Source organism: Nocardia sp. CA-107356, from assembly GCF_050946365.1.
In the GTDB taxonomy this organism is placed as follows: Bacteria; Actinomycetota; Actinomycetes; order Mycobacteriales; family Mycobacteriaceae; genus Nocardia.
The window spans coordinates 2,780,106-2,805,433 of sequence record NZ_CP191992.1; the positions used below are offsets into that span (position 1 = coordinate 2,780,106).

22 protein-coding genes are annotated in these 25,328 nt (G+C 65.4%); 18 read left to right on the forward strand and 4 right to left on the reverse strand.

Features of this window, described 5'->3' with window-relative positions:
• Positions 1 to 25 precede the first annotated feature (25 nt).
• The 16 genes from eccCa (at position 26) to ACQP1G_RS12650 (ending at position 21,860) form a co-directional block, all read left to right on the forward strand.
• A complete protein-coding gene (eccCa, locus tag ACQP1G_RS12575) occupies positions 26 to 4,036 on the forward strand; it encodes a type VII secretion protein EccCa (protein ID WP_433202609.1) in 4,011 nt (1,336 codons plus the stop codon).
• 131 nt (positions 4,037 to 4,167) lie between these two features.
• The gene (locus tag ACQP1G_RS12580) at positions 4,168 to 4,497 is read left to right on the forward strand and encodes a PE domain-containing protein (RefSeq protein WP_433202612.1); all 330 of its coding nucleotides are present in this window, start codon (positions 4,168 to 4,170) and stop codon (positions 4,495 to 4,497) included.
• Between the two features lie 34 nt (positions 4,498 to 4,531).
• Positions 4,532 to 5,875, forward strand: coding sequence for a PPE family protein (locus ACQP1G_RS12585; protein ID WP_433202615.1), 1,344 nt, complete (start codon positions 4,532 to 4,534; stop codon positions 5,873 to 5,875).
• Positions 5,876 to 5,949: 74 nt separating this feature from the next.
• Entirely contained in the window at positions 5,950 to 6,261 is a 312-nt protein-coding gene (locus tag ACQP1G_RS12590; RefSeq protein ID WP_433202618.1) for a hypothetical protein, read from the forward strand.
• Between the two features lie 52 nt (positions 6,262 to 6,313).
• Entirely contained in the window at positions 6,314 to 6,634 is a 321-nt protein-coding gene (locus tag ACQP1G_RS12595) for a hypothetical protein (protein WP_433202620.1), read from the forward strand.
• 79 nt (positions 6,635 to 6,713) lie between these two features.
• A complete protein-coding gene (locus ACQP1G_RS12600; RefSeq protein WP_433202623.1) occupies positions 6,714 to 7,544 on the forward strand; it encodes an ESX secretion-associated protein EspG in 831 nt (276 codons plus the stop codon).
• Between the two features lie 34 nt (positions 7,545 to 7,578).
• Complete coding sequence (locus ACQP1G_RS12605; protein ID WP_433202626.1) at positions 7,579 to 9,090, forward strand: AAA family ATPase; 1,512 nt, start codon at positions 7,579 to 7,581, stop codon at positions 9,088 to 9,090.
• A complete protein-coding gene (gene eccD, locus ACQP1G_RS12610; RefSeq protein ID WP_433202629.1) occupies positions 9,087 to 10,619 on the forward strand; it encodes a type VII secretion integral membrane protein EccD in 1,533 nt (510 codons plus the stop codon). The genes ACQP1G_RS12605 and eccD overlap by 4 nt, the downstream gene beginning before the upstream one ends.
• On the forward strand, positions 10,619 to 11,968 hold the full coding sequence (gene mycP, locus ACQP1G_RS12615) for a type VII secretion-associated serine protease mycosin (RefSeq protein ID WP_433202632.1): 1,350 nt from the start codon (positions 10,619 to 10,621) through the stop codon (positions 11,966 to 11,968). Before eccD ends, mycP begins: the two co-directional genes overlap by 1 nt.
• The gene (eccE, locus tag ACQP1G_RS12620) at positions 11,965 to 13,683 is read left to right on the forward strand and encodes a type VII secretion protein EccE (protein WP_433202635.1); all 1,719 of its coding nucleotides are present in this window, start codon (positions 11,965 to 11,967) and stop codon (positions 13,681 to 13,683) included. The genes mycP and eccE overlap by 4 nt, the downstream gene beginning before the upstream one ends.
• Before the next feature lie 13 nt (positions 13,684 to 13,696).
• Entirely contained in the window at positions 13,697 to 14,050 is a 354-nt protein-coding gene (locus ACQP1G_RS12625; RefSeq protein ID WP_364396905.1) for a helix-turn-helix domain-containing protein, read from the forward strand.
• A 69-nt stretch (positions 14,051 to 14,119) separates the two neighbouring features.
• Positions 14,120 to 15,190: a discoidin domain-containing protein gene (locus ACQP1G_RS12630; RefSeq protein ID WP_433202638.1), complete on the forward strand. Its 1,071-nt coding sequence runs from the start codon at positions 14,120 to 14,122 to the stop codon at positions 15,188 to 15,190.
• Positions 15,191 to 15,200: 10 nt separating this feature from the next.
• A complete protein-coding gene (locus tag ACQP1G_RS12635) occupies positions 15,201 to 15,908 on the forward strand; it encodes a hypothetical protein (RefSeq protein ID WP_433202641.1) in 708 nt (235 codons plus the stop codon).
• A 157-nt stretch (positions 15,909 to 16,065) separates the two neighbouring features.
• Positions 16,066 to 20,955, forward strand: a complete 4,890-nt coding sequence (locus ACQP1G_RS12640; RefSeq protein ID WP_433202644.1) for an NAD-glutamate dehydrogenase — start codon at positions 16,066 to 16,068, stop codon at positions 20,953 to 20,955.
• A gap of 278 nt (positions 20,956 to 21,233) precedes the next feature.
• Positions 21,234 to 21,467 (forward strand): hypothetical protein, encoded by a 234-nt coding sequence (locus ACQP1G_RS12645; RefSeq protein ID WP_433202646.1) that lies wholly within the window; start codon positions 21,234 to 21,236, stop codon positions 21,465 to 21,467.
• Positions 21,468 to 21,497: 30 nt separating this feature from the next.
• Positions 21,498 to 21,860, forward strand: coding sequence for a hypothetical protein (locus ACQP1G_RS12650; protein ID WP_433202649.1), 363 nt, complete (start codon positions 21,498 to 21,500; stop codon positions 21,858 to 21,860).
• Between the two features lie 230 nt (positions 21,861 to 22,090).
• Here ACQP1G_RS12650 and ACQP1G_RS12655 read toward each other — a convergent pair whose 3' ends face one another.
• Genes ACQP1G_RS12655 through ACQP1G_RS12670 form a run of 4 tightly spaced genes read right to left on the reverse strand, consistent with a single transcriptional unit; the run spans position 22,091 to position 23,978 of the window.
• Positions 22,091 to 22,873: an ESX secretion-associated protein EspG gene (locus ACQP1G_RS12655; RefSeq protein ID WP_433202652.1), complete on the reverse strand. Its 783-nt coding sequence runs from the start codon at positions 22,871 to 22,873 to the stop codon at positions 22,091 to 22,093.
• Positions 22,874 to 22,914: 41 nt separating this feature from the next.
• Entirely contained in the window at positions 22,915 to 23,250 is a 336-nt protein-coding gene (locus ACQP1G_RS12660) for a hypothetical protein (RefSeq protein WP_433202655.1), read from the reverse strand.
• Between the two features lie 6 nt (positions 23,251 to 23,256).
• Positions 23,257 to 23,595: a hypothetical protein gene (locus ACQP1G_RS12665; protein WP_433202658.1), complete on the reverse strand. Its 339-nt coding sequence runs from the start codon at positions 23,593 to 23,595 to the stop codon at positions 23,257 to 23,259.
• Positions 23,595 to 23,978: a hypothetical protein gene (locus ACQP1G_RS12670; protein ID WP_433202661.1), complete on the reverse strand. Its 384-nt coding sequence runs from the start codon at positions 23,976 to 23,978 to the stop codon at positions 23,595 to 23,597. Before ACQP1G_RS12670 ends, ACQP1G_RS12665 begins: the two co-directional genes overlap by 1 nt.
• Before the next feature lie 315 nt (positions 23,979 to 24,293).
• Here ACQP1G_RS12670 and ACQP1G_RS12675 point away from each other — a divergent pair, with 315 nt between their 5' ends.
• Together ACQP1G_RS12675 and ACQP1G_RS12680 are read left to right on the forward strand one after the other, a co-directional pair.
• Positions 24,294 to 25,082 carry a DUF5753 domain-containing protein gene (locus tag ACQP1G_RS12675; protein WP_433202664.1) on the forward strand — a complete coding sequence of 263 codons (789 nt, stop codon included), beginning with the start codon at positions 24,294 to 24,296 and terminating at the stop codon, positions 25,080 to 25,082.
• Positions 25,079 to 25,282, forward strand: a complete 204-nt coding sequence (locus tag ACQP1G_RS12680; protein WP_433202667.1) for a DUF397 domain-containing protein — start codon at positions 25,079 to 25,081, stop codon at positions 25,280 to 25,282. Before ACQP1G_RS12675 ends, ACQP1G_RS12680 begins: the two co-directional genes overlap by 4 nt.
• The last annotated feature ends 46 nt before the right edge of the window (positions 25,283 to 25,328 follow it).

The following is a 25,328-nucleotide window of genomic DNA, read 5'->3' on the forward strand; positions in this document are numbered from 1 at the left end:
AGCCGAGCGCTAATGAGGTGCAGCTGTGACCGCTACCCGCCGGTTCGTGCGGCCCGCTCGGACCTCGCGTGGGCCCAAAGCCCCCGCGGTAACCGAATTGCGGCTGCAGCCGCCGACCGAACTGCCCAAACCGGTGCCGCCGTCGCGGCTGAAGATGATCATGCCGGTGATCATGGTGTCGGCCATGGCCGGGATGATGGTGATGATGTTCCGCGGCGGCGGGCAGATGTCGCCGATGATGTTGATGTTCCCGGTCATGATGCTGGTTTCCATGGGCGGGATGATGGGCGGTGCGTTCTCCGGCGGCGGCAGCGGGGGCGCGGCGGGGCTGAACGAGGAACGCAAGGACTATCTGCGCAGCATTACCGATAACCGCAAGACGGTGCATGCCGCGGAGACCGAACTCCATACCTACCTGCGCTACACCCATCCCGGTCCGGCCGAAATCGCCGCGTTGATCGGCGGCAAGCGCATGTGGGAAGTCCAGGTCGCCAGTCCGCAGTTCCTGCGGGTGCGGGTCGGGCGGGGCCGGATCGCCAACCAAGTACGGGTCATCGTGCCCGAGGCTGCGCCCACCTCCGATCTGGATCCGGTCGGCGTCGTGGAGGTGACCCGATTCGCGAAGGCGTATTCGACTGTCGGGGGTATGCCGGTCGCGATCAATCTGCTTTCGGCGCCGCAGATCGGTGTCGACGGTGATCCCGATGCCGTGGCCGCATTGGTGCGGGCGATGGTTGCCGAGGTCGTCGTGCTGCACGGCCCGGATCAGGTCGCGGTCGCGGCGGTGCTGTCGGATCCGGACGCAACGGAGTGGTCGTGGCTGAAATGGCTGCCGCACACCCAGCATTCGAGTGATACGGATGCGATCGGGTCGAGTCGGATGGTGTACCGCAGCGTTTCGGAGTTGCGTGCCAAGGCGCTGGCTGGACTCAATCGTGGTCCGTTCTCCGCGAATTCCGAACCGACGCTGGATCGCAAGCACTATCTGTTGATCGTCGATGACAGCAGTCCGGCCACCGATCGGGATATCTCCGGTGTCGACGGCTGCACTTGGCTGCGGCTGGGCCGGGCCGAGCAGACCTTGCCGCGGGCGCTGAAGTTCACGGTGGGGCCCGATCGGGCGCTGCACGAGGTGACCCCGCGCGGTCTGCGGCGGGTCGGAGCCGCCGACGGGATGTCGGTGGCGACGGCGAAGGCATTGGCCCGCAACATCTCCCCGTACCGGCTGTCCACCGTGGTCGAGGCCGTGGTCGCGGACCAGGCCAGCGGTGGCACGTCGTGGGAGGAACTGGTCGGCGTTACCGATCCGGGGGCGATTCGGGTCGAGCAGCAGTGGCCGCGCCGCCGTGACGCGGACCGATCCCGGCTGAACATTCCCTTCGGCCACGATCCGGCCGGTGGCATCGTCCATCTCGATATCAAGGAATCGGCCGAGGAGGGCATGGGCCCGCACGGTATGTGCATCGGCGCCACCGGTTCCGGAAAGTCGGAATTCCTACGCACCCTTGTGCTTTCGGCGGTAGCGACGCATACCCCGGACGTGCTGAACCTGCTGCTGGTCGACTTCAAGGGTGGTGCGACCTTCCTCGGGTTCGACCGCCTGCACCATGTGACGGCCGTGGTCACCAACATGGAGGAAGAGGCCGATCTCGTCACCCGTATGGAAGACGTGATCAACGGCGAAATGGGTAGGCGGCAAAGGGTTTTGCGCGATGCGGGCAACTTCGCCAGCGTCGCCGACTACGAGCGGGCCCGCGAACAGGGTGCGCAGCTCGCGCCGCTGCCCACGCTGTTGATCATCCTCGACGAGTTCGCCGAACTGCTCGAGCAGCATCCGAACTTCTCCAAACTGTTCGTCGCGATCGGCCGGCTGGGTCGTTCGCTGCGTATCCACCTGCTGCTGGCCTCCCAGAAGGTGCCCGCCAACCGGATGGGTGAGCTGGAGGCGCACCTGTCCTACCGAATCGCGTTGCGCACCAACCAGACCGCCGATTCCCGCGACGCCATCGGCACCGCTGACGCATATCACCTGCCGAAGAAGCCGGGTTCGGGTTATCTGCGCGTCGGCTCCGGTGACCTGCAGCGATTCCAGGCGGCCTATGTCGGCTCGCCGTATGTCGCGCCCGCGCAGGCATCGGCGTCCAGTGCGCAGCGGGCGAGGCGACCCGGCGGTGGCTATCGGCCGCCACAGCAATTCACCACGGCGCACATCATCGATGTGCGCCCCGCGCCTGCCGAGACCGAACCTGCTGTGCGGCAACCGGATATGCCGGACAGTGAGCCGGTGTCGGTGATGGAGACGGTGCTGCAACAGCTGGGCGGATTCGGCACACCGGCGCACCAGATGTGGTTGCCCCCGCTGACCGTGCCGCCGACTCTGGACAAGTTCATGTCCGCTGTGACGCCAGGTTCGCTGCAATTGCCGTGGGCGATCGTGGATAAGCCGCGTCAGCAGCGCCAGGACATATGGTCGATCGACCTGTCCGGCGCGGGCGGCCACGTGGCCATCGTCGGCGGCCCGCAGTCGGGCAAGTCGACCGCACTGCAAACGCTGATCATGTCCGCCGCGTTGACGCACACGCCCGAACAGGTCCAGTTCTACTGCCTCGATTTCTCCGGTGGTCTGTCCGGACTGCGGAATGTGCCGCATGTCGGGTCGGTCGCCGCGGGCCGCGAGGGCGATCGGGTCCGGCGCACCTTCGCACTCATCACCAATCTCATCGCGAGTCGACAGGTACTGTTCGGCGATCTCGGCATCGACACCATGCGTGAATTCCGGCGCAGGCGCTCCTCGCCACGAGAATCGGCGGAACTCACCGCACGTGGTGACGAACACGGCGATGTCTTCATCGTCGTCGATGGCTGGGATATCGGATTCGCGGTCACCGGACCGTATTTCGACGAATATCTCCCGGTCATGGAGTCGATCGCACTGCAGGGCCTGAACTATGGCATCCACCTGGTGGTCAGCAGTTCGCGCTGGGCGGCGATCCGTCCCGCTATCAAGGACCTGCTGCAGACTCGGTTGGAGATGCGGCTCGGTGATCTCACCGACACGATCTTCCTCGGACAGCGCAATGTGGTCGCGGCGATTCCACCGGATCGTCCCGGTCGCTGTATCTCCAACGACGCGTTGCACATGCTCACCGCGCTCCCGCGCGTCGATGGGGTGGGTGATGCGGTGTCCGCCGGTGCGGGGATGGCGGCTGCGATCGAGCAGTTGAACCAGAAGTACCAGAGCCGCCGGGCCCCGGAGGTCAAGCTGCTGCCCGCGCAGGTCACCTTGGCCGAGGTCCGCGCGGGCCGTCCGGAACCGACGAATCCGGCGCAGCGCCTCGTGGTGCCCTTCGGCATTCGCGAATCCGATTTGCACCCTGCCACCGTCGATTTCGGTGTTTCGACGCATCTGGTCGTGCTCGGCTCGTCCGGCTCGGGCAAGTCGACGCTGCTGGCCGCGCTGCTGGAGTCGATCCGGCTGCAATTCAATTCGGATCAGGCCAGGGTGCTGCTGGTCGACTACCGCCGCCAGCATATGGATGCTATCCCGGACGAGCAGTTGATCGGCTATCTGACCAGTGAGCGCGATCTGCGCGAGGGGTTGCCGCCGTTCGCGGAGAAGATGCGGAGCCGCCGCCCTCCGGACGGCGTAACCTCGCAACAACTCAAGGACCGTTCGTGGTGGTCCGGGCCGGAAATCTTCGTGGTGATCGACGACTACCACATGGTCGCCCAGCGCGGTATGGCCAATCCACTGGAGCCGCTCAAGGACATCATCGTCGACGGCCGCGACACAGGTCTGCACGTAATAGCGGCCCGCAACATCGCCCAGGCCGATACTGCGCTGTACGACAGTGTGCTCGGCCAGATCAAGAATCTGAACTCCTCGGGCATCATCATGGACGGCTCGAAACTGGACGGAATTCTGATCGGCGATGTGAAGCCGACGAAGCAACCGGTGGGCCGGGGTATCTTCGTCGAGCCGCTGCACTCGCGCCGGGATCTGGTGCAGTCGGCATGGACGCCACCACAGGAGTAGCCCCTGGTCGGTGGTGGTGTGGGGCCGAATCCGGTCGCCGGCTCGACAAGTCTTCCCATTACTGAGAATGCCTTAGCGTTTGTCCTGTACCGCTCGCTATTGAGTCGGCGCTCATCGTTAGGAGAACTCACATGGCTCTCACAGTCGACCCGGCGCATCTCCCGGCAGTCAGTTCCCAACTCGACATGATTGCCGACGCGGCAATCGCTTCGCTCGTCACCTCGGCGGCCACCTGCGTCGTATTTCCGCCCGCGTGGGACGCCGTGAGCGTGATGGTCCTGCCCGCAGTGACCGCTGCATACGGCGAATCGTTCTTCAGCTGCACCGGTGATGGATTCGTGCATCGCGAAGTCGCGTCGGCGTCGCTACCGCCAACGGCCGTCGCCTATTCCGGCAGCGACATCATCAATGGCACCGGTATCGCGTCCACAGGTGCAACTCTCAGCGAATTGCCCGGATAGTCCGACTGCAAGTCTGAGTAAAAAGGCTGATGTCATGCCAGGCATATGGGACGCGCTGCCTCCGGAGATAAACGTCGGCAATATGCTGGACGGATTCGGGGTGGAGACCATCACTGCTGCCGCCGAGTCCTATCAGGCCTCGGCGCAGACGTTGCTGACCGCGGCGAGCAACACTGCCTCCGCGATGCTCGATATGGGCGAGACCTGGAAGGGGGACTCGGGCGATCTGGCGCAGGCGGCATTCAGTAACCATACGAAATGGCTACAGCAGCAGGCCATGGTCGCCCAGGCGGTGGGGGACGCATTACATACGGTGGCAGGTGAATTCAGCGCCACCAAGTCCATGATGGCGGCTGTCGGTACATGGCTCGCCGCGAACCGGTTGGAGCACACCCTTCTGCACATGACCAACGGAACGGGTCAGAACACAATTCCGCTGCTACTCAACCAACTCGAGTACTTTGCCATCTGGGGGGCCGCTGCCGGCGTGATGGACGCCTACGAGGGTGCGGTGGTGCCGACCTTGTCGACACTGCCGCCACCAGCCCTGCCGACGCCCATCGTCACGGACCCGGGTGTGCCGCCGCCACCGCCGCAATTCGAAGTGCCGGTGTACACCCCGAAGTCGGGCACGCCTCAGCAATTCGACGGATCGACAACGACGAACAACACAACTACGAATACCACCAACAACAGCACCGGCGATACGAATACCACCAACAACAGCACCGGCGATACGAATACCGGCAACACTGACACCGGCAATACGCCAACCGACACCACGCAGTCGCCGACGCAGACACAGCCGACGACAGCGGATCCGAGCGAAGTCACCTCACCGCTGAGCGATTCGGGTTCATACGGGGGCTCGGACGGGTCGGCCGAACAGCCGGGATTCTATGGAACCTCGCCCAATTCGCCGACGTTGGCGGGTATGAGCGGGGGTGCGGGAAGCCTGGTGGCGTTGAATTTGGCCCGGGGCGGACTCGGCTCGATGCCGGGCGCGTCCACCGGATTCCGGATGCCGTCCAATTGGCTGCGCGGACCGGGCACGGCGTACGGCGCGTCGTCGAATCCGGCAGGCACCGCACCGGGCGGTCGCGGGGCACCGCGGCGGGGTGCCATCGCACCGAAGGCGCAAATGCGGCGTCGGCGGGACGAGGAACGGAAACCGGGCAAGGTATTTGTGCCGGGTGAAGAGTTGGAAGTTCCGGTATTGGAGAAGCCGCCGGTGATCGGCGTTATCGAATATGCCGACGAACGTCCGGAAGATGCTGTCGCCGACGGTGATTCGCTCGTGGGCATCCTCGAGCGCTCCGATGACCACGAGAGCTCCGATGACTCGGCGGCGGTCGCCGAGCCAGAGCCTGCCCGGTGAGATACCGCGGCGGAATTTAGATCCACATCAGAGAGGAAACAACAGTGCAAACTTACACCGGTAATCCGACGGACTTGAAGAATACCGCGGTAAAGGCCATGGCGTGCCAGGGCGAACTCGAAGGCTATCTGCGCAGCTGGATGGGCCTGCGTGACGAATTCGCCAGTGCGGTCCACGGGTCGCAAACCGGTACGCAAATCCAGACCACGATGGACTCGGCGCACACCGCCGGGGTGAATCTGGCCCGTACCCTCCAGGACATCATCGATACGCTGAAAGACACCAGCGTCAAAGTTGAAGCGACAGACCTCCAAAATGCTGCCCATTTGCAGCGGGCGGTCGAACTCGGTTCGAACGGCAAGGTCGACACCGGCTCGTGGCAGTAATGTCACAAGCAACACAGTAGGAATTCAGAACGATAGATAAGGTTGGCAGGCAATGCAATTCAACTACGGAGCGGTCGATTCGACGAGTCTCACCGTGCAGGGCGTTCTTCATGGCATGGACGCGAACGCCACCCACTTGAGTTCACTGATCAAGGAACTCGACCATGTCTTCACGGGTTTCGCGGCAGATGTCGCCAAACCGTTGATGGACAGGTTCAGGGCAGCGCTCGGTGATGCCTCGCAACACACGGGCTACCAGGGGCAGCTCCAGGATGTGAAGAACGCGATCACCAAGACCTCCGGATCGGAGGGCTTCATGAAGGAGACGGACCACCAGCAGGGGGCCAGGTTCCTGACGATCGGTGGCGTCTAGTAGTCACGCAGCCCCGTCCGCTTCGTCGGCCCGGCCACGGCGAAACGAGGCTGCGGGCGACTGGTCATTTGGTGAAGGTGTGGAAACTGATCCGATCGCGATCGATCTGAACGTCGATGCCGCGCTGCTGTTACGAGACATGGCCGGCATCGATTCCTACCCGCCGATCCTGGCGTTGATGCCGAATATCTTCGACATCGACGACCTGGAGCGGGTGCGCGCTGTCGTCGCGGAACAGCTCACCGAGGTGGGCATCATCGACGACGACCGCGTGCATCCCACAGTCGAGCACTGGTTGCAATGCCTGTACCGCCCGGATGTGGAACTGATGGCGCTCGTGTTGGCTACCGGCTTGGATGGCGAAGAAAAGGGCATGCTGCGCATGTCGTTGGTGCGTCGGGGCGAAACCCATGTTCTGGCGGTGCGCTGTGACGATGAGATCGTGATCCAGGCGGTGTATCAGCAGGAACAGCAATTGGATTCGGTATCGGCCGCGGTCGGTGCGGCGCTGGGGTCCACTCCTGCACTGGGTTTCGAGCCGATGACCGCAGCGCAGGCCGAGCTCGCCGAGGTTCCCAACGACCAGGACGGGCGGCGGCACGCACTGCTGGAGTTGGGTGCGCAGCCGCATACCGCGGGTGTCCTCGGTCGGGCGCTCGATGAGGTCGTCCGACGCGCGGAAGTAGTGGTGGTGCAACACCAGGACGGAGTCGAGCTGAAGCCGAAGTACGGTGTGAGTGTGCTGGATACGCTGTCGGGGCGCATTATTGTGACGCCGAGTGTGGCGATGGACGGGGAAGTCCGATCGACATACACACCCGGTGACGACGCGGCGCTGCACGCCGCGATCGTGGGACTCGTCGACCTGTTGCCGGGCCGAAGTTGGTTCGATACCAGCCGGATTGGTTGAACGTCCCGATGGGTTTTTGGAGAGGACGACAGATATGAGCCGAGCGCCGAGTACTAATGGTCATCCGGCCGAGTCCGTCCGACACACGGGCGGTTACGACGCCTTTTTCATGCAGGCAGCCGAGGAGCCGGACAGCGGCCCGGCGACCGGCGGCGTCCCCGCTCGTCCACAACCCGGCTACAGCGAACCCGTGATCGGTGCGCCCGGTCAGTCGATGCCGCAGGTCCCGGCGGGTGCTGATGGTCCGGTGCCACCGCAGGGCACCAGCGCGCCGGACACCGCCGCGCCGCGTACCGCGGCACCGAATGTGGCCGCGCCGATAGCGGATTCAGCACGCGAGAACTATGCGGCGGCGGCTTCGTCGCCCGAGATGTGGGCGGCCCACGGCGGGGCTGAGCCCGCCACCGCTCGGATCACGCAGACCGCATCCGGTTCGGCGAACACATCGAGCGGCAATGCCGGACCCAGCGCCGAAAGACCCAGCGCCGAAACCATGGACACAGCGTGGCAACCCGCGCAGGCGACGAGCTGGGTGCCCGATCGCATCGACCGCACGGCCGCGCCGCAGGTCGAGGTGCTGCCTGCGGCACTGACCTCGATGGATCTGTTGGCCGATATCTCGGCGGCCAATCGGGCCAAGCTGCAATCCAGTACCGGTGTACGCGGCGCGCTGAACAAGGTCGGATTCCGGCTCGGCCTCTCACCCGCCGAACAGCGCGCCGAGGACCGGCGCGCCCGAATCCGGACCCAGCTCAACACCCCCTACCAGATCGCGGTGATCAGTGTGAAGGGCGGCGTCGGCCGCACCACCACCGCCGCGACGCTCGGTTCGGCCTTCGCGGCGCTGCGCCCGGACCGGGTCGTCGCCGTCGACGCGAATCCGGACTTCGGTGATCTGCCGACCCGTACCGCTCCGCACCCTTATGGCCTGACTCTGCGCGATCTGGCGCAGGCCTCGAATCTGGAGGCCTTCTCGACGGTGCAGTCGTTCATGTCGATCAATTCGGCCGATCTCGCCATCATCGCCTCGCCGTGGACCATCGAGGCCAATGAGGCCCTGTCGGGTCGCGAATACGGCACGGCCGTCGAGGTTTTGCGCCGCCACTTCAATCTTCTGCTTGTCGATTGCGGTACGGGCGTGCTGGATTCGGTGACGCTGAGCGTGCTGAAGACCAGCGACGCCGTCGTGGTGGTCACCCCGCCTACCGTCGGCGGGGTGAAAGGTGCGGTGGCCACGTTGAATTGGCTGAGTTCGCACGGTATGCAGCATCTGATCGCCAAATCGGTCGTATCGATCGTGCATCAGCAACCGTCCAAGCCGATCGTCGATGTCGCGGCGATCGAGAAGCTGTTCGCCACCGGGCAGCGCCCGACCTGCATCCTGCCCTATGACGCCCATCTGGCCGAGGGCGGCGAGATCGATCTGCGCCTGGTGGAGAAGGAAACCTTGCTCGCCTTCGAAGAGCTCGCGGCCGGGCTTGCCGATGGATTCCCGAACTATCTGGGTGGCGCCGGCGGCAGCCGGGCCACCGGAGGGTGGCGATGAGTACTGCCGTTGCTTCGCCACCGGGCGCGGCGCCCGCGGCATCCGCCGAGGTAGCGCGCGCCCGGATGGCGGTCCTGGTGTCCAGTTACCAGGTCGACGTGGTGGTGCCGACCAAGTTCACCATCGAGACCTTCATCGATGATCTGCTCGTCGTACTGGCCAACGCCATCGACGACGAGACCGTCGATTTCGCCCCGCCGACCGGACAGTGGAGCCTGGCTAGACCGGGCGAAGCGCCGATGCCTCGCTGGCGCAGCCTGGCCGACCATGATGTCGTCGACGGCACCGTGCTGATGTTGGCCGCGGTCGAATCCGCGGAGGTCTTCACACCGGTCGTGGAGGACATCACTGATGCGCTCGCACTGATCAACGAGCGCGAATTCGCCGAGTTCGACCCGGAGACGGTTGCGGTCGTCGGCCTGACCACCCTGGGTGTCGGCGCGGCGGCCATCGCGGCGATGTTGTCGTTGTCCTGGACCGAATCCGGGTCGATCTGGTGGTACGCGCTGCCCGCGCTGCTGCTCGGCGCGGTGTGCTGGGGCGGCGCGGTGCAAGCGCGCCAGCGGAACTTCTCGCCGCGGATCTGCCTCGGGTTGGCCTTGTCTTCGATTCCGCTGTTGTTCGCGGGTGGCGCGATGCTGGTGCCGCCGGCCTACGGTGAGCCGGGCCCGTTCGCGGCGGCCAATCTGGCCGCCGGATCGGTTGTCGCTGCCGTCGCTGCCGCGGCCATGATGCGCGTGACCAAACTCGGAATCGCGACATTGATGGCGGTCACCGTGCTCGGGGCGACCGTCGCGGCCGCGGCGATTCCGCTGACCTATCTGGATCTGGCGGTGCGCCAGATAGCCGGCGGCGCGGCACTTGTCGGACTGGTGCTGCTCACCGCAGCACCGCGCCTTGCCGTCGTAGTCGCCCGGATTCGGCCACCGGATCTGCCGGACCCCGGCAACGAGGTCAACCCGGCCACGCTGACCGATATCTTCGACGCCGAATCGGCACGCGATGACGCCGAACTCGATTCCGCCGAGGACATCGAACGGCAGCGGGAACAGGCCGGGGCCGGCATCGAAGGCCGAGCCCGACTGGCGGTAACCAGTCTGCGCGGGCTCATCGCCGCGACCTCGGCACTTTTGGCGGGCGCCGTCGTGCTGTCGGCCGCGGTGAGCCCCGGTGGTATTCGGGAGATCGTGCTGGCGGTGGCCGTAGCGGGTCTGTTGGCCATGCGCGCGCGCTGGTTCCCGGACCGGGTACAGGCCATCGCGCTCGTCGTCGCGTCGGCGGTCACTGTGGTCGGCGTCGGGTTCGTGCTGGTCAGTGCGTACGAAACGGCGCCGGCGCGGCTGGTCGTCGTCCTCGTGGTCGGTGTGGCGGCCGTCGCGGCGTGTGTGGCGGCGGTGCGGCTGCCGGGTCGGCGGCTCTCTCCGGTCACCCGCCGGATCATCGATCTGGTGGAGTACGCGCTCATTCTGGTGATCCCGATCATCGCCTGCTGGATCATGGGCATCTATACCGCGATGCGGGCGATCTGATGCGAATCGGCGCAACCGCGATCGCGGTGCTGGCCGGATTCACGCTGATCGCCTCCGCCGCACCGGCTTCGGCGGTGGAACCGCCGCAGGTGATCATCGGCGCGCCCGCTGATGATCCGCCCGGCCCGGAGCTGCCGATGAAGCAGGACAAGGGCTGCTTGGCGACCGGCGTACTGAAGGACAGCGATCTGGCGCGCACGCCGCCATCGGAGTTGACGCTGGATCTGCCGAACGCCCGTGCACTGAGCCGGGGTGCCGGGGTGACCGTCGCGGTACTCGACACCGGCGTCACACCCAATGGCCGCCTGCCCGGTCTGGTCGGCGGTGGTGACTACGTCACGACCGGTGGTGACGGTCTGTCCGACTGCGATGCGCACGGCACCCTGATCGCCGGAATCATCGGCGCCGCATCCGATCCCACGGACGGATTCACCGGAGTCGCTCCGGACGCCAGAATCGTCTCCATTCGGTACCGCTCCGGCGCCTTCAGTGCCGAGCGGCCGAATAACGACGCGGCGCAACAACTCTCGGTGGATATCCGGACGCTGTCCCGGGCGATCGTGCATGCGGCGAATCTGGGTGCCGGCGTGATCACGGTGGCACTGCCGGTCTGCGTTCCGGTGGGACTCGCGGTAGATCAGTCGATACTGTCGGTGGCGATCGGCTACGCCGTACACGTGAAGGGTGCGCTGATCGTTGCGGGTGCTGGCAATGCCGACAGCGGCTGTGATCAGAATCCGGATATCGATCTGACCCGCCCGAGCGACCCGAGGAACTGGCGCGATGTCAAGACCGTCTCCGCGCCGGGCTGGTTCGGTACGGACGTGCTGACGGTCGGTTTCACGACCGCCAGCGGCGCCACCATGCCCGAATCGCTGACCGGGCCGTGGGTTTCGGTCGGCGCACCCGGTACCGCGATCGAATCGCTCGGCCCCGGCGGCACCGGCCTGATCAATGGTGTCGGTGAACCCGGCAAACTGGTGCCGGTCGGCGGCGCGTCGTTCGCCGCCGCGTATGCCAGCGGAGTGGCCGCCCTGCTGCGCTCCCGATTCCCCAATGAAACTCCGACCGAGATCATGGCCCGCATGACCGCCAGCGCGCATGCGCCAGCGCGCGGCATCGATAACGTCATCGGCGCTGGTGTCATCGATCCGCTCACCGCGCTCGGCTACCGCACCGCGCCCAAGCCGCCGATCGGACTGTACCGGTCGTCGGTTCTGGTGATGCCGGATCCGCCGCGTGCCAAGGATCGTCGTCCGCCGTTCGCGGCCGCGGTCGTCATCGTCGCCGCGCTGCTGCTCGGGCTCGGCGCCACCTACGCGAGCTCCGCGGTCCGGAGGCGGCGGTGAGCCTACCGAGTGTTCGGGTAGGCGGTGTCGAACGTGGTCCGTTCGGCGTCGCCGTGATCGGCGGCAGCCTGGTGGTTACCGGGCTGTGGTCGCACACCCCGATCTGGGCGAGCGCGGCGGTGATCACCGTGCTGCTGGTGACCGTTGCGGTCGAGGTGAACGGCCGCACCAGCAGTAGGTGGCTGCTCGACTGGACCGATTACCGGTTCGGCAGGGCCGCCAGAGTCGCGGCGCTGGCCGGTCCGGCGGATGTGCAGGATATCGACGTCGCCGCGGGGGTTTGCGGCATTCGGGCCGAAGGCACCGTGCTCACGGCGATGATCCAACTCGCCCCCAACCTCGACCTGCCGACGGTCATCGCAGAGAAGTCCATCTACACCGAGGACACTGTCCCCGTCGATGCCCTGGTCGGTCTACTCGACCAATTCGGTCTTGCGGTCGATATCGATATCGTGACCACCGGTCAGCGGGTTCGTCCGACCGGTAACTACAGCATGCTCTACGACCAGCTGATCGGTTCTCATCCGGTGGTCGGCCATCGCCTCACGTGGTTGGTGGTCCGGCTGGATATGGAGCGGAATCTGGATCTGCTGCAGCGGCGCGGATTGGTCGCGATGGTCGCGCCGCGGGCGTTGGCCACCGCGGCACATCGCATCGCGGGCCGATTGCGCGAACGCGGTATCGCCGCGCACGCACTGCCCGCGGCGGCGATGCAGGAGGCCACCAGAGTGCTGCACGCTGGCGTCGAACTGGGCGATCTGCGGGAGACCTGGACTTGTATGGAGTCCTCGGTGCCCGGGCGCTCTGTGACCAGCTTCCTGATCGACTGGACGCGCATGGACGGCGCGGGCCTGGATGATTGCTGGTCGTGGAACCGCGGCCGGACCACGTTGGTGGTCAGCCTCACCGATGCCATGGCCGGGCCGCGCGCGCTCGCACGGTATATCGGCCCGCCGGTCACGACCGATCCACCGGAGTATCTGCGTCGGTTGACCGGTAGGCAGGCCATCGCATTGCTGGCCACCATGCCGACCGGGACATCGATCCGTGCGGTACCCGCCGATGAATCGGGCCGCGATATCGCCCCCGATGAGCTCCTTGCGGATCTCACCATCGCAATCGGTCCCAATGGCCAGATTCTCGGTTCCATCAGCGGTCAGCCGCGTCATACCTTGGCGTTGCCGCTGTTCGACCCGGCCCGCTACAACCCGCGTCGGCGCACCATCGATGTGCATGCAGACCTGCCGGTGGCACAGCAGATCGTCTTGCGTGCCATGGTGGTCGGCGCGGACGTCGAAGTCCATTCGGTGCGCCCGCACCGCTGGTGGCAGCTGGTCGCCGCGGTCGGTGATCCGGAGTCGCTGCGCCTTGCTCCGGAGGCCGGCGCGAATGCCGCTGCGGGACAAGCTGGTTCGGGTCCGCCGTCCTCGGCGACGATCACCGTCTTCGATAATCTGCCGCCGCAGGTATCGACCGCGCACACCACCGTCACCATCAGCGAGCCCGGCGGGCCGCGGCGGCGATCGGTCGATCTGGCGATCAACCAGGTCAGCGCGACCGCGGTGGATGTCAGTATTCCGATGCGAACCGTGCGCGTCGATTTGATCGAGCCGCGCGGTGAGACCCGCTATTTCGATTCCGCCGCCGAACAACCCGCGATCACCGCGGGTGGCAATGGCGCCACGCCAGGGCCAGACGTTCGGCGCATGAGCTGATCGGAGACAGGTAGTGTCTATCAGCGTGGTTGTGGACTCCCAGCCGAATGACGGCGAATTTGTGCAGGAGGATAGTGGGGAGGCACTGACCCCGAGACAGGCCGCGGTAGCGATCTTCTCGAGTCGGCTGTCGGAATTGATCGCGGAATCGGTGGTATCGACCGAGGACGGCTCGACGCGGTCGCTGACGCTCTATTCGCTCGCTCAGCACCTGGAACAGGCGTACCCGGATGTTCCGGTCTCCCAGTCGGGTCTGTACCGGCTCATTCATGGGGACGCGGTACCCCGGCTCGATCTGATTATTGCCTTGGCGCGGGTATTCGACGTACCGCCGGAACATTTCGTCACCGAGCAGAAGAAACGCTGATTGCGTTATTCCCGCCAGCGGGAATAACGCCGAGTCGAGGTGCAGGCCGGTCTGGATACGATCCGGACCATGGCTGCCGAGGACCCGGGAGATGCGTTTCTCCGCCATCGAGGCGCGGTCCTGGAGGCGCTGCTCTCGGATCCGGCGTTCGGCGATAACAATCCGGCCACCGGTTCTGTGCTGAGCGGACCCCTGGTCGGCGATCCGGGACTCGGGGAACCGGGTTTCGGCGGCGATCCGTTCTCCAGTGCGGCGATGGCAGCCGGCGCTGCCCAAGGCGCTCTGCCCGACGCGGATCCGCCGCCGCGGCGATCCTCTGATGGGCCGAAGGCCAGTGAGCGGATCATTGCGCTGTTGAACGGGCAGCAGCCGGATGCCGCACCGGCACTGGATTTTTCAGCGGACTACTCCGATGTCTCGGCAAAGCCGGCGCCGCCCGAAGAATCCGCGCGGTCCGCGTCCGGGTCGTCGAAGGCGCGTGGGCCCGATGCCGCGGAGCGGATCGCCGTGCTGGCGAAGAAGCTCAAGAATCCCAAGGTCGCGTTGGCGATCTGCGGCGTCTTGGCCCTTTTGCTCATCATCGCGCTGGTTTCTACCGGTGGGAAGGACGATTCGCAGGCGCCGGATCGTATTGCGGTCATCACTGCGTCGGCGACCGCGGCGGCCCCGACGTCGAAGCCGGAAGCCGCCACGGCCCCTTCCGGAACGATCACCGTGAAATCCGCGACCGCCAACTGCCCGCCGGGCAGTACGCCGGGTATGGACGCCTTCAGTGGGCAGAAGGGCAAGGCCTGGTCATGTGTGCGCGCGTACAAGGTCGACGGGCAGGTGCTGACCATCGATCTCGGCAAGACCTATCAGATCGATTCGATCGGCATCGTCCCCGGCTGGGACAGCGTCGGTAGCGATGGCGTGGACCAATGGACGAAATTCCGGACCGCCAGCCGGGTCTCGTATAAGTTCGACGATCCGAACAGGACCAGCTACACCCAACAGACCCTGGATCAGCGCACCCTGGTCGTCACCAAGTTCGAGGTTCCCGTGCAGGCGTCCAAGATCGTGCTGACAATTCAGGAATCGAAGGGTGATCCGACTATCAATACGACCGCGATTTCCTCCATCGTGATCACCGGACATTGAGGCCGCTGTCATGTCAGTAGCCGAGTTGGTCTGCCAGTATTGCTCACACCGCAATAGCGGTAATCCGGCGCAGTGCGGGCATTGCGGTGCGCCGCTGTCCGCTGTCCATCGGCTATCGGGCCTGGCCGGGCAGACGGAGCGGGTCGTCGCGGGGGCTGAGCGGGCCGCCGCGGCCACCGGGAGCGCGGTGGCGGGCGCGGAGAATGCCGTGGCGGGCGCGGAAAAGATTGCCGCCGAACAGTATCCGCGATGGCAGTGGGGTGCGGCGATCGCCGGCGTCGTGACCACGGTCCTCGGTCTCGGCTTCGCGGTCGTCCGTTCGTGTTCGGCGCCGCTGACCGCGCTGCCCGATGTGGGTATCGATCAGGCGCTGCCGAGCCAATTGCGTGTGGCCACCTCCTGTCAGCGGATCGATTCCGCGTCCGAGACCTGTGTCATCCGGGCGAATGACCCGCTGCTCACGGGCGGTATCACCGGTGGTAAGGATTTGACGCTGTCGGTGGCATTGGATCCGCCCGACCGCCGGGTCGATACCGTGCGCAATTGGCGAACGGCGGGTGGAACCGTTCTGGCCGACGGTGTCGTCTTCGTGGCGATCGGGCCGGCGGCAACCCTTCGGTACGCGAATACCCTTGTCGGACTTCGGGTCGAGACGAGTGCCTTCATCGGGCGTGCGGCGGCGCAGACCTTCATGGCGCGTGCCGGTCTAACCCCGTGACCGACCGGATTCCGGTCGGGCAGTGTGCTTGACCAGTGCTGATCTCTTTCAAGAATATGTTACGCATTTAACGTGCCGCTATACAACGGCACATCAAACCATGTAAGGTATGGAAACCGTACGGTTACGGGCTCAGATCTCGGGAAGGCACGAGTCGATGGTGGCAACCACCCAGCAGACGATTTCATTCAAACGGTTCCGCGATGATCCGACCGACTTAGAGGCGGCCTACTTCCGCTGGATCCAGCCGGGCGCTACCGCGCCGACGATCACCGATCGGGCTGAACAGATCTTCCGTAACCACCTGGAGCTGGCGGCAATCCGCATGCCGGGTGTGGCGATCACCAGGGTGTACCGCCCCGAGGATGGCAGCGGACTCGGCGCGGCCATCCAGATCGTCAACGACGATATGCCGCTGTTGGTCGACTCGGTGACCACGGCGCTGCGCCGCCTCGGCGTGGCGGTGACCGAGGTCGTCCATCCGGTGTTCGAAGTCGCGCGCGATCGGCGCGGGCGGCTGCGGGCGATCGCGCCCAAGGAGCCCGACGCGGTTGCGGCGGATGGCAACCACAGTGTCGCGGAGTCCTGGATCCATGTGCAGCTGAGTCCGTCCGTCGGCACCGCGCTGCTGGATCGGATCGATCGCGAACTGCCCGCCCTGCTGCGGGTGCTGCGCAAGGTCGTCGACGACACCCCGGGCATCGCCAACGCCTTGGTCGCACTCGCGGGTCGGCTCGACCATATCGCGCACCGCTCCGATGATCCGGAGGTGCCCGAATGCGCGAAGTTGTTGCGCTGGTTGGCCGACGGGCATTTCACCGGCCTGGGTTACGGGTACTACCGCGGCGGCCGGACCGAGGATGGCGCTGAACCACGGCAGGTGCCGGGTACCGGTCTCGGTGTGCTCTGGAACGGATCGAATGTCGATCTCGACGTCCCCGTACTCGGCACCACCCGGCCGGTGCTGCGGCTGGCCAATGGATCGGTGGATTCGCTGATCCCCGGATCGGGTGAGCTCTACTTCGTGAGCGTCGCTGATTACGGTAACGGCGTCGGCCAGGTGCAGGGCGAGCATGTGTTCGTCGGCACGTTCACGGTGACCGGCCTGCACGAGAACATCCTCGATATCCCGGTGATCTCCCGCCGCGTGCACCAGGTCATCGAATGGGCTGGTTTCGAACTGAATTCGTTCTCCGGGCAGGCGATGCTGGAGATGATGCAGTCGTTCCCCCGGGTGGAGTTGTTCTCCACCGATGCCAGGCGGCTCTTCGAAACCGTTTCCGCGGTCATGAATTTGGGGCTGCGCAGGCAGGTTCGGCTGTTCATTCGGCGCGACGGGCGCAGCGGTGCGGTCTACTGCCTGGTCTATCTCCCGCGCGATCGCTATTCCACCGAGGTCCGGGTCCGCATGGAGGAGATCCTGCGCGCGGAGTTCGACGGCGAACAGGTCGCGTACTCGGCCAGGGCGAGCGAATCCGAGTTGGCCGTGGTCTATTTCACCGTGCATCGCGGTCCGGATGCGGAATCGGCCGATATCTCCGAATCGAACCGGGAGCGCGTCCAGGAACTGCTCTTCGCGACCACTCGGAGCTGGGCCGACCGCGTGGCGGCGGCGGCGACCGGCGTGCCCGCGGTGTCGTCGAAGGTCGCCAATGTCTATGCGGGCGCGTTTCCCGTCGGGTATCAGCAGGAATACGAACCGGAGCAGGCGCTGGTCGATCTGCAGCGGCTCGAACCGCTCGCCGACGGCGAGATCGACACGAATCTCTATCGGCACGCCGAATCGCCGTCGGGGGAGTGGCGATTCACCCTCTATGTGGCCGGTGCGGGGGTCTCGCTCAGCCGCGTGCTGCCGGTGCTGCAGAGTCTCGGTGTCGAGGTGGTCGACGAACGGCCGCACCGCATCAGCCTGCCCGACGGCGCCCAGAAGTGGATCTACGATTTCGGGCTGCGCGTCCCGGCGGCGCTGCTGCGCACCGCGATCGATGCCGACCTCGAGGCCGATCTGAGTAGCCCCGCCGACCAGCCGTTGGCCGATGGCAGTGTGCGGCAACACTTTCCGGCGGCATTCGCGGCCATGTGGAGCGGCAGCGCCGAGGTCGACTCGCTCAACGAACTGGTGCTGCGGGCCGGACTGCACTGGCGCCAGATCGCGATGCTGCGCGCCTACGCCAAATATCTGCAGCAGGCCGGATTCGCCTACACCCTGGGCAATATCGCTCGGGTGCTGCTCGCGCAGCCGACGATGGCCCGGTTGTTCACCGAATTGTTCGACGCCTACTTCGATCCCGAGGGTGTCGGTGCGGTGGCCTCGGCGCGGGCGGCCGGAATCTCCGAGCGACTGCAGGCCGAGATCGACGCGGTCGTGAGCCTGGACGCCGACCGTATCCTGCGGGCGGTCCTCGGTCTGATCACCGCGACCCTGCGCACCAACTACTACCGCCGCGATGCGGACGGTAATGCCCCTGAGTACTTGTCGTTCAAATTCGATCCGCACGCCATCACCGAATTGCCCAGGCCACGACCGCAATTCGAGATCTTCGTGTACTCCCCTCGGGTCGAGGGCGTACATCTGCGCTTCGGTCCGGTGGCGCGTGGCGGGTTGCGCTGGTCGGACCGTCTGGAGGACTTCCGCACCGAGATCCTGGGTCTGGTGAAGGCGCAGGCGGTGAAGAACGCGGTCATCGTTCCGGTCGGCGCCAAGGGCGGTTTCGTGGTCAAGCGGCCGCCCGCGGTCACAGGCGAGCCGACCGCGGATCGGCAGGCACTGCTGACCGAGGGGATCGCCTGCTATCGCACCTTCATCTCCGGCCTGCTCGATCTGACCGATAACGTCGATCACGCCTCCGGCGATGTGCTGCCGCCCGAGCAAGTGGTCCGCCGCGACAGTGACGACACCTACCTGGTCGTCGCAGCGGACAAGGGCACTGCGACGTTCTCTGATATCGCCAATGATGTTGCGGGACAGTACGGTTTCTGGCTCGGCGACGCCTTCGCCTCCGGTGGTTCGGTGGGTTACGACCACAAGGCGATGGGCATCACTGCCAAGGGCGCGTGGGAAAGCGTCAAGCGGCATTTCGCCGAGATGGATATCGACACGCAGACAACCGATTTCACCGTGGCCGGTGTCGGCGATATGAGCGGTGACGTCTTCGGCAACGGCATGCTGCTGTCCGAACACATCCGCCTGGTGGCGGCGTTCGACCATCGGCACATCTTCCTGGATCCGAATCCCGATGCGGCGAAGTCGTTCCGGGAACGGCAGCGGATGTTCGCACTGCCGCGCTCGTCGTGGGCGGACTACGACAAGTCGCTGATCAGCGCGGGCGGCGGCGTGTACGACCGGTCCGCCAAGGCGGTGCCGGTCAGTCCCCAGGTGCGTGCGGCACTGGGCCTGGATCCGAGCGTGACCACGCTGTCTCCGCCGGAAATGATCCGCGCGATCCTGCTCGCCCCGGTGGATCTGTTCTGGAACGGCGGCATCGGTACCTATATCAAGGCGTCCACCGAGTCGAATGTCGACGCCGGTGACAAGTCCAATGATGCGGTGCGTGTGGATGCGAACCAGTTGCGCGCCAAGGTGATCGGCGAGGGCGGCAACCTCGGTGCGACCGCCCTCGGCCGCATCGAATACTGCGCGAACGGCGGCCGGATGAACACCGACGCCCTGGACAATTCGGCGGGCGTCGACTGCTCCGACCACGAGGTCAATATCAAGGTGCTGCTCGATGCGGTCATCTCCAGCGGTGAGCTTGCTGCCGCCGATCGCACCGAACTGCTGGCGGCGATGACCGATGAAGTCGCTGAACTCGTGCTGCGCGACAATATCTCGCAGAACTTCCGGATGGGTCTCTCGCGCGCCCAGTCGGTGCCCCTGTCCGGCGTGCATCGCAGGCTGATCGCCGACCTCGAGTTGCGGCGCGGCGTCGACCGACGGCTCGAGGCACTGCCCGCGGACGCCGAGTTGAAGAAGCGGACGGCGGAGGCGCGCGGGCTCACCTCGCCGGAACTGGCTAATCTGCTTGCGCACGTGAAGCTTTCGCTCAAGGACGATTTGCTGGCCGGGGATCTGCCGGATAACGCGGCCTTCGCGTCGGTGCTTCGGTCGTACTTCCCGAAGCCACTGCGGGCCCGGTTCGCCGACGCGATCGGCCGGCATCCGCTGCGCCGCCAGATCGTGGCCACCATGGTGGTCAACGATGTGGTGGACCACGGCGGCATCACCTACGCGTTCCGGCTGGCCGAGGAGGCGGGCGCGAGCACCGAGGACGCGGTGCGTGCCTTCACCGTCGCGACCGAGGTGTTCGATCTGCACACGCTCTGGCAGCGCATCCGGACCACGCCGATGCCGACGGCGGCGCGCGACGCACTCGAGCGGGAGACCAGGCGCACCCTCGATCGGGTGTCCCGCTGGCTGCTGACCAGCCGCCCGCAACCGATCGCCATCGGCGCCGATATCGCCCGCTACCGCGATGGTGTGCGCAAGCTGGCGGGGCAGATGCTGCCCGCTCGGCTTCCCGCGGCTCATGCCGAGGATCTGGCGACGCATGCGCGCGCCGCCGTCGAGTATGGTGCGCCAGCGGAATTGGCCGAGGAGGTGTTCCGCCTCATCCACCTGTTCCCGCTGTTGGACATTATCGACGTGGCCGATATCGCCGACCGGGATGCGGAGGAGGTCGCGGTGCTCTACTACGCGCTCGATGACCACTTCCACATCGAGCGACTGCTGACCGCGGTGAGCAATCTCGCGCGCGACGACAGGTGGCGCACGCTGGCCCGGCTCGCGCTCCGCGACGATCTCTACGATTCGCTGCGTTCGCTGACCCTGGACGTGCTGACCGGATCCGAACCGCACGAGAGCGCCGCGGCGAAGATCGCCGACTGGGAGTCGGTCAACCGCTCCCGGTTGGCCCGCGCCGGTGCGTCGCTCGGGGAGATCTTCGCCTCGGGCACCCACGACCTGGCCACCCTGTCGGTGGCCGCACGGCAGGTGCGCAGCATGGTCAGCAGTGGGGAATCCGCTGCCACAGCGGCTGTTTCGAGCTGAACCACGGATGCCGGGATCCAGCCGAGCGCTGGATCCCGGCATCGTTGCACCGCCGTCCCGGCAGACGGTTACCCATCGTCCCCGCGAATGCCGGGATCCAACTCCGCAGCGGATCCCGGCATTCGCGGGGACGATGGTGTCCGCGGGCAAACTCCGAAATCGACGATGACCGCCGGGTTTGCTTGTCGGACAAGCAGTCCAGAGTCCGCAGCCGATCAGCGGTCACTCACTTCCGACGATCTGCTGATTTCAAGGCCGACAACCAGGTACCGGCCGAGGTGCTGGTAGAACTTCAGTCCAAGGCCCAGTCCGGTGACATGGGCGCCGAAATGCAATCCGCGGCGAGCCTCGTGTCGAGCGGTGTGGACACCTGGTCGAACCTCTTCAGCGGAAAGTCGTCGAACTCGGGCCTGGTGTCCAGCCACCTGGACAAGATGATCACGGAGAACCGCGACGCGATCCGGGCCGCCGTGGCAGGCGACCCGGACTGCGCACGGCCGTCCACGAGCTAGCTTGTGACCCAGCAGTGGAGGGAGCCACGTATGGCCATGGAACCCGACCAGGACAACCCGTTCTACGAGACTGACGAGCGAGCCCCGGTCTCGCGCGGTGAGTTTGCGCGGAAAGTGGGCTGGGGCGCGCTCGCCGTGTCGACCGCCATCCTGCGCGACAAATTGCTCCAAGGCGCGGCTCTCTTCTCGTTCATCCTGCTGGTTTACGGCGTGATGTCCAAATATCCCGTCATGGTGGCCGCCTGCGTCACCTGCGGAATCTGCGGACTGGTGCTATTCGTCGTCGCGTTGAAGCAGAAATGGTCCGCCATCCGCCAGTGGCTTCTCATTGCAGCGCTGTTTACGGTGAACATCGCGCTGATCGTCGCTGCGTCGAAGCTGGGCACGCGGTAACCCACCAGCTCTCAGCGTCCCGCTGACTGTCACGCCTCGCCATCGCGACGAAACTGCACGATGACGACCCAGAGCCAGTACTCCTAGCTGCGATTCAAAGCTGGTAAGGACATAGCACTGGTCAGCTGTCGGCTCGGGTGCCGCAGTCGCCGCAGAACTTCGCGCCCGCGGTCAGTTCGGCGCCGCAGCCGCCGCAGTGGCGCGGACGCACGGCGAGGGGTCGGATCCAGTCATTCGAAGCGCGGGCTTGTTGACTGCCAGCGGTCTTCGGCATCGCGGAAGCCTTGGGTGACGTGGTCGATCCAGGCAGTGAAGTGTGCGGTGAGATCTGTTGGGGTGGTGGGGCGGACAGTGCGGTGTCGGCCGCAGAGTTCGGTATAGCGACCGTCGTCCGCGATGTCGTGCCATTGGATGGTCGTGATGGGTTCGTCGAGTCTGTCGACGGGGCCGGTGTATAGCAGAGCGGAGCCGCCGCCGTCGGCGGGGCGATGCAGGAATTGCTGGTAGCGATCGCGCGAGGTGTCGGGTTCGAGGTGGCTGTTGGGTTGGCCGCTCAGGTCGTCGGGGTGGAAGGTGGCCTGCGGGTGGGTGCCGGGTTTGCAGGGTGGAAGGCAGCGGACGAGTTGTGCGGGGAGGCGGTCGACAGGGAACAGGCGGCAGTCGATGGGCCCGTTGGCGTCGCCGAAGGTGGTTTGGGCCAGTGACATTGCGTGGTGGTCGGTGCGGGCGCCCACTATGCGGTAGACGTGGACGTCGCCGTGGGGGTTTTTGTGTTGGGTTGTGCCGCCGAAGATTTGGATGCGGATCGTCGAGGTGGTCAGGGTGTGCAGGGCGAGTTGGATCTGTTCGAGTTCGTCGGGGGAGTAGCGCTCGCGCATGGTGACGCGGTGGGCGTCGAAGTCGTCGCGGTAGGCGAAGCGGCTGGTGAAGCGGAGTGGATTGGGGAAGCGGTCGTTCGCGGGGCCGAACCAGAGCGCGGCGAAATCGTCTGGTTCCCAGGTCCATTCGGCCATGTGTAAGATCCGATCGATGTTGGGGTGCGATGGGTGTTGATTCACCAGGGTTTGCCCCAGAGTCGGTGTTGTCGTGCCGAATCGGGGTGGATGCGTCCGGCCGCGACCAGCGCATCGAATGCGGCGTGCTTACGGGCGCAGTCGTGCTCGCGGTGCAGTTGCATCGCCACATGGGCGTCGGCGACGGTGAAGGGTTGATCAGGCGGGCCGCACGTCCACGCCTTCGGCCATTCGACCGGGCGTAATCGGCAGCGACGTTCGACGGGCCGGTCGCGGCGTGGCCGGTTGATCGGCCACACACACGCCACCCCGACCATCGCGAACGCACAGCCCACGACGACCGCGAGGATGCTGTGCACAATCTGCCACGCGCCCATAGCCGTTCACCTCTCGCCGCCGTTGCAGTGGGACGTCGGCGGTAGTGCCAGTTGGGCGAGCCCGTCGAGCACTTGGTGCAACGTCCGGAGTTCGGGTATGCCCTCGGGGAGGGGGCGGTCGGTGGTGTCGATAGGGAAGTCGATACCGCGCAGTCGGGCGCGTTCGCGCGGGCTCAGCTTCGCTGGCGTGATCCGGCCATACCGCACGAGCGTGTAGTACGCGACCCGCTTCCACGCGCACCGCGAGATCCGGCACGCACAGTGTCGGCGCATCTGCGCGTGCGCCAATTCGACCTCGGCGAAGCCGCAGATGTTCGGCGGGGTGAGCAGAGCATCTGCGTTCATCACGCTGCCCCCATCTCGCCGCCGGATGCGCGCTGTGCGGAGCGCACCCAAGTGCCTTGCGGGCAAACGGTTTCCAGGTCGAACCCCGCGTCGCAGATCAACGCGGGCCGGCAGTCGACGTGACCGAGGTCGAAGACAACGATTACCTGGACGTCGACGCCGGCCGCTATGCCGAGCGCGTACGCGATCGGATCGTCGATATCGGCCGGTGGTCGAACCGTGTACACGTACTGATAGCCGAGTGTGTTCGCGTGCCGCTGGACGTCGAGGGCGTGGCGTGGCGCGTGCAGGCCTGATACGTCATTGCGAACGAAGCCAATGGCTTTCGGCTTGTCGCCCGCAGTGATCGTCTGCGGCGGCTCGATGGTTTGCGGGTTAGTCATGGCTCCCCCGGAACTTGGTCGGTGTGCTGGTTTGTGGGCGTCCGGAGCGTTGTTGTGTGGCTGGTGCGCTCGCGACCGCCACTCTCTAGGCGCTTACTCAGCTCACACCCATACAATTGAATACGCAATCTCCGAGCCCAAAATTATTGACTATGAAAAAACGGAGTGCTACACCTTCAGGTAAGTGTTTCGCCTGATCAAGACACGGAGGTTATTCTCATGCCCGCAAAACCTGCCGCCCCGTCGGTCCCGCGTCGTCAGGTTGCGCGTGTCCTGACGAAACTGCACCGAGAGTCCGGTCTCTATATCAAGGACGTGGCCGAACAGGTGAACCTTCACCACGCCACCGTTACGAAGATGCTCAAAGGGCAGCCGTGCAAGCTCAAACCGATCTACATCGACAAACTCTGCGAGATCTACCATGCGACACCCAGCACCAGGACGAACCTGAAAACCCTTGCCGCAGAAGCTGAATCGGCTCGGGGCTGGTGGCACGACTTCGAGGATGCTGCGTTGCCCGACAAGCTGGGGATGTACATCGTTCTCGAAGGTACCGCCAGCGGCCTCGCGATATACCAGAGCGCCCGCATCCCCGGGTTGCTGCAAACCGCGGAGTACGCCCGCACCCTACTCCGAACCAGCCCGGTCCTCACGCCAGAGGAAGTCGAACGGCATATCGAGGTCCGGATGCGCCGACAGGACGTTTTGACCGAATCTCAGCTGCGACTGGACGTGATACTTGACGAGAGTGTGATTCACCGACTCCTGGGCGACCCTCAACTCGCGGCCGGTCAGCTGCACCGCATCATCGCAGTCTCCGCGCTGCCCAATGTCAGTGTTCGGCTCGTGCCGTTCGACGCCTGCATCTATCGCGGCACCGAGACAGCCCACTTCATCATCCTCGAGTTCGCGGGGACTGCCGACCTCGAAGCGGAACCTCCAGTCGTGTTCCTCGAAGCCGGAGTCGGGAGCTCTCTTTACATTGATAGGGCGGAGCGAGTGGACTGGTACCGTCGATCTTGGGCCGACATCGAACGGTCCGCATGGAGCGCGACCAAGACTCGTGCTTACCTGTCCAAGATCGTGAAGGAGTTACCTCGGTGAGCGTTTTGAACGCCGAGTGGTTCAAGAGTAGCTACAGCCAAGAGCAGGGTGAATGCGTCGAAGTCGCCTTCCTTGACCACGGGATGGTCGGAATGCGCGACAGCAAGAATCCGACCGGCCCGGCGTTGGTCTTCACGCCCGGCGAATGGGATGCCTTCACTGCGGGCGTCACCGACCGAGAGTTCGACCGACGTCCCTGACCCTGGCACGATACCGAGCACCGCAGCGACCCCATCGTGACGAGCC

Coding starts and splice junctions, on each gene's coding strand:
- ACQP1G_RS12595 (WP_433202620.1), top strand. CDS start 6,314: ATGCAATTCAACTACGGAGCGGTCGATTCGACGAGTCTCACCGTGCAG.
- eccD (WP_433202629.1), top strand. CDS start 9,087: ATGAGTACTGCCGTTGCTTCGCCACCGGGCGCGGCGCCCGCGGCATCC.
- ACQP1G_RS12665 (WP_433202658.1), bottom strand. CDS start 23,595: ATGAACGCAGATGCTCTGCTCACCCCGCCGAACATCTGCGGCTTCGCC.
- ACQP1G_RS12585 (WP_433202615.1), top strand. CDS start 4,532: ATGCCAGGCATATGGGACGCGCTGCCTCCGGAGATAAACGTCGGCAAT.
- ACQP1G_RS12660 (WP_433202655.1), bottom strand. CDS start 23,250: ATGGGCGCGTGGCAGATTGTGCACAGCATCCTCGCGGTCGTCGTGGGC.
- ACQP1G_RS12640 (WP_433202644.1), top strand. CDS start 16,066: ATGGTGGCAACCACCCAGCAGACGATTTCATTCAAACGGTTCCGCGAT.
- mycP (WP_433202632.1), top strand. CDS start 10,619: ATGCGAATCGGCGCAACCGCGATCGCGGTGCTGGCCGGATTCACGCTG.
- ACQP1G_RS12580 (WP_433202612.1), top strand. CDS start 4,168: ATGGCTCTCACAGTCGACCCGGCGCATCTCCCGGCAGTCAGTTCCCAA.
- ACQP1G_RS12630 (WP_433202638.1), top strand. CDS start 14,120: ATGGCTGCCGAGGACCCGGGAGATGCGTTTCTCCGCCATCGAGGCGCG.
- ACQP1G_RS12655 (WP_433202652.1), bottom strand. CDS start 22,873: ATGGCCGAATGGACCTGGGAACCAGACGATTTCGCCGCGCTCTGGTTC.
- ACQP1G_RS12650 (WP_433202649.1), top strand. CDS start 21,498: ATGGCCATGGAACCCGACCAGGACAACCCGTTCTACGAGACTGACGAG.
- ACQP1G_RS12605 (WP_433202626.1), top strand. CDS start 7,579: ATGAGCCGAGCGCCGAGTACTAATGGTCATCCGGCCGAGTCCGTCCGA.
- ACQP1G_RS12635 (WP_433202641.1), top strand. CDS start 15,201: ATGTCAGTAGCCGAGTTGGTCTGCCAGTATTGCTCACACCGCAATAGC.
- ACQP1G_RS12670 (WP_433202661.1), bottom strand. CDS start 23,978: ATGACTAACCCGCAAACCATCGAGCCGCCGCAGACGATCACTGCGGGC.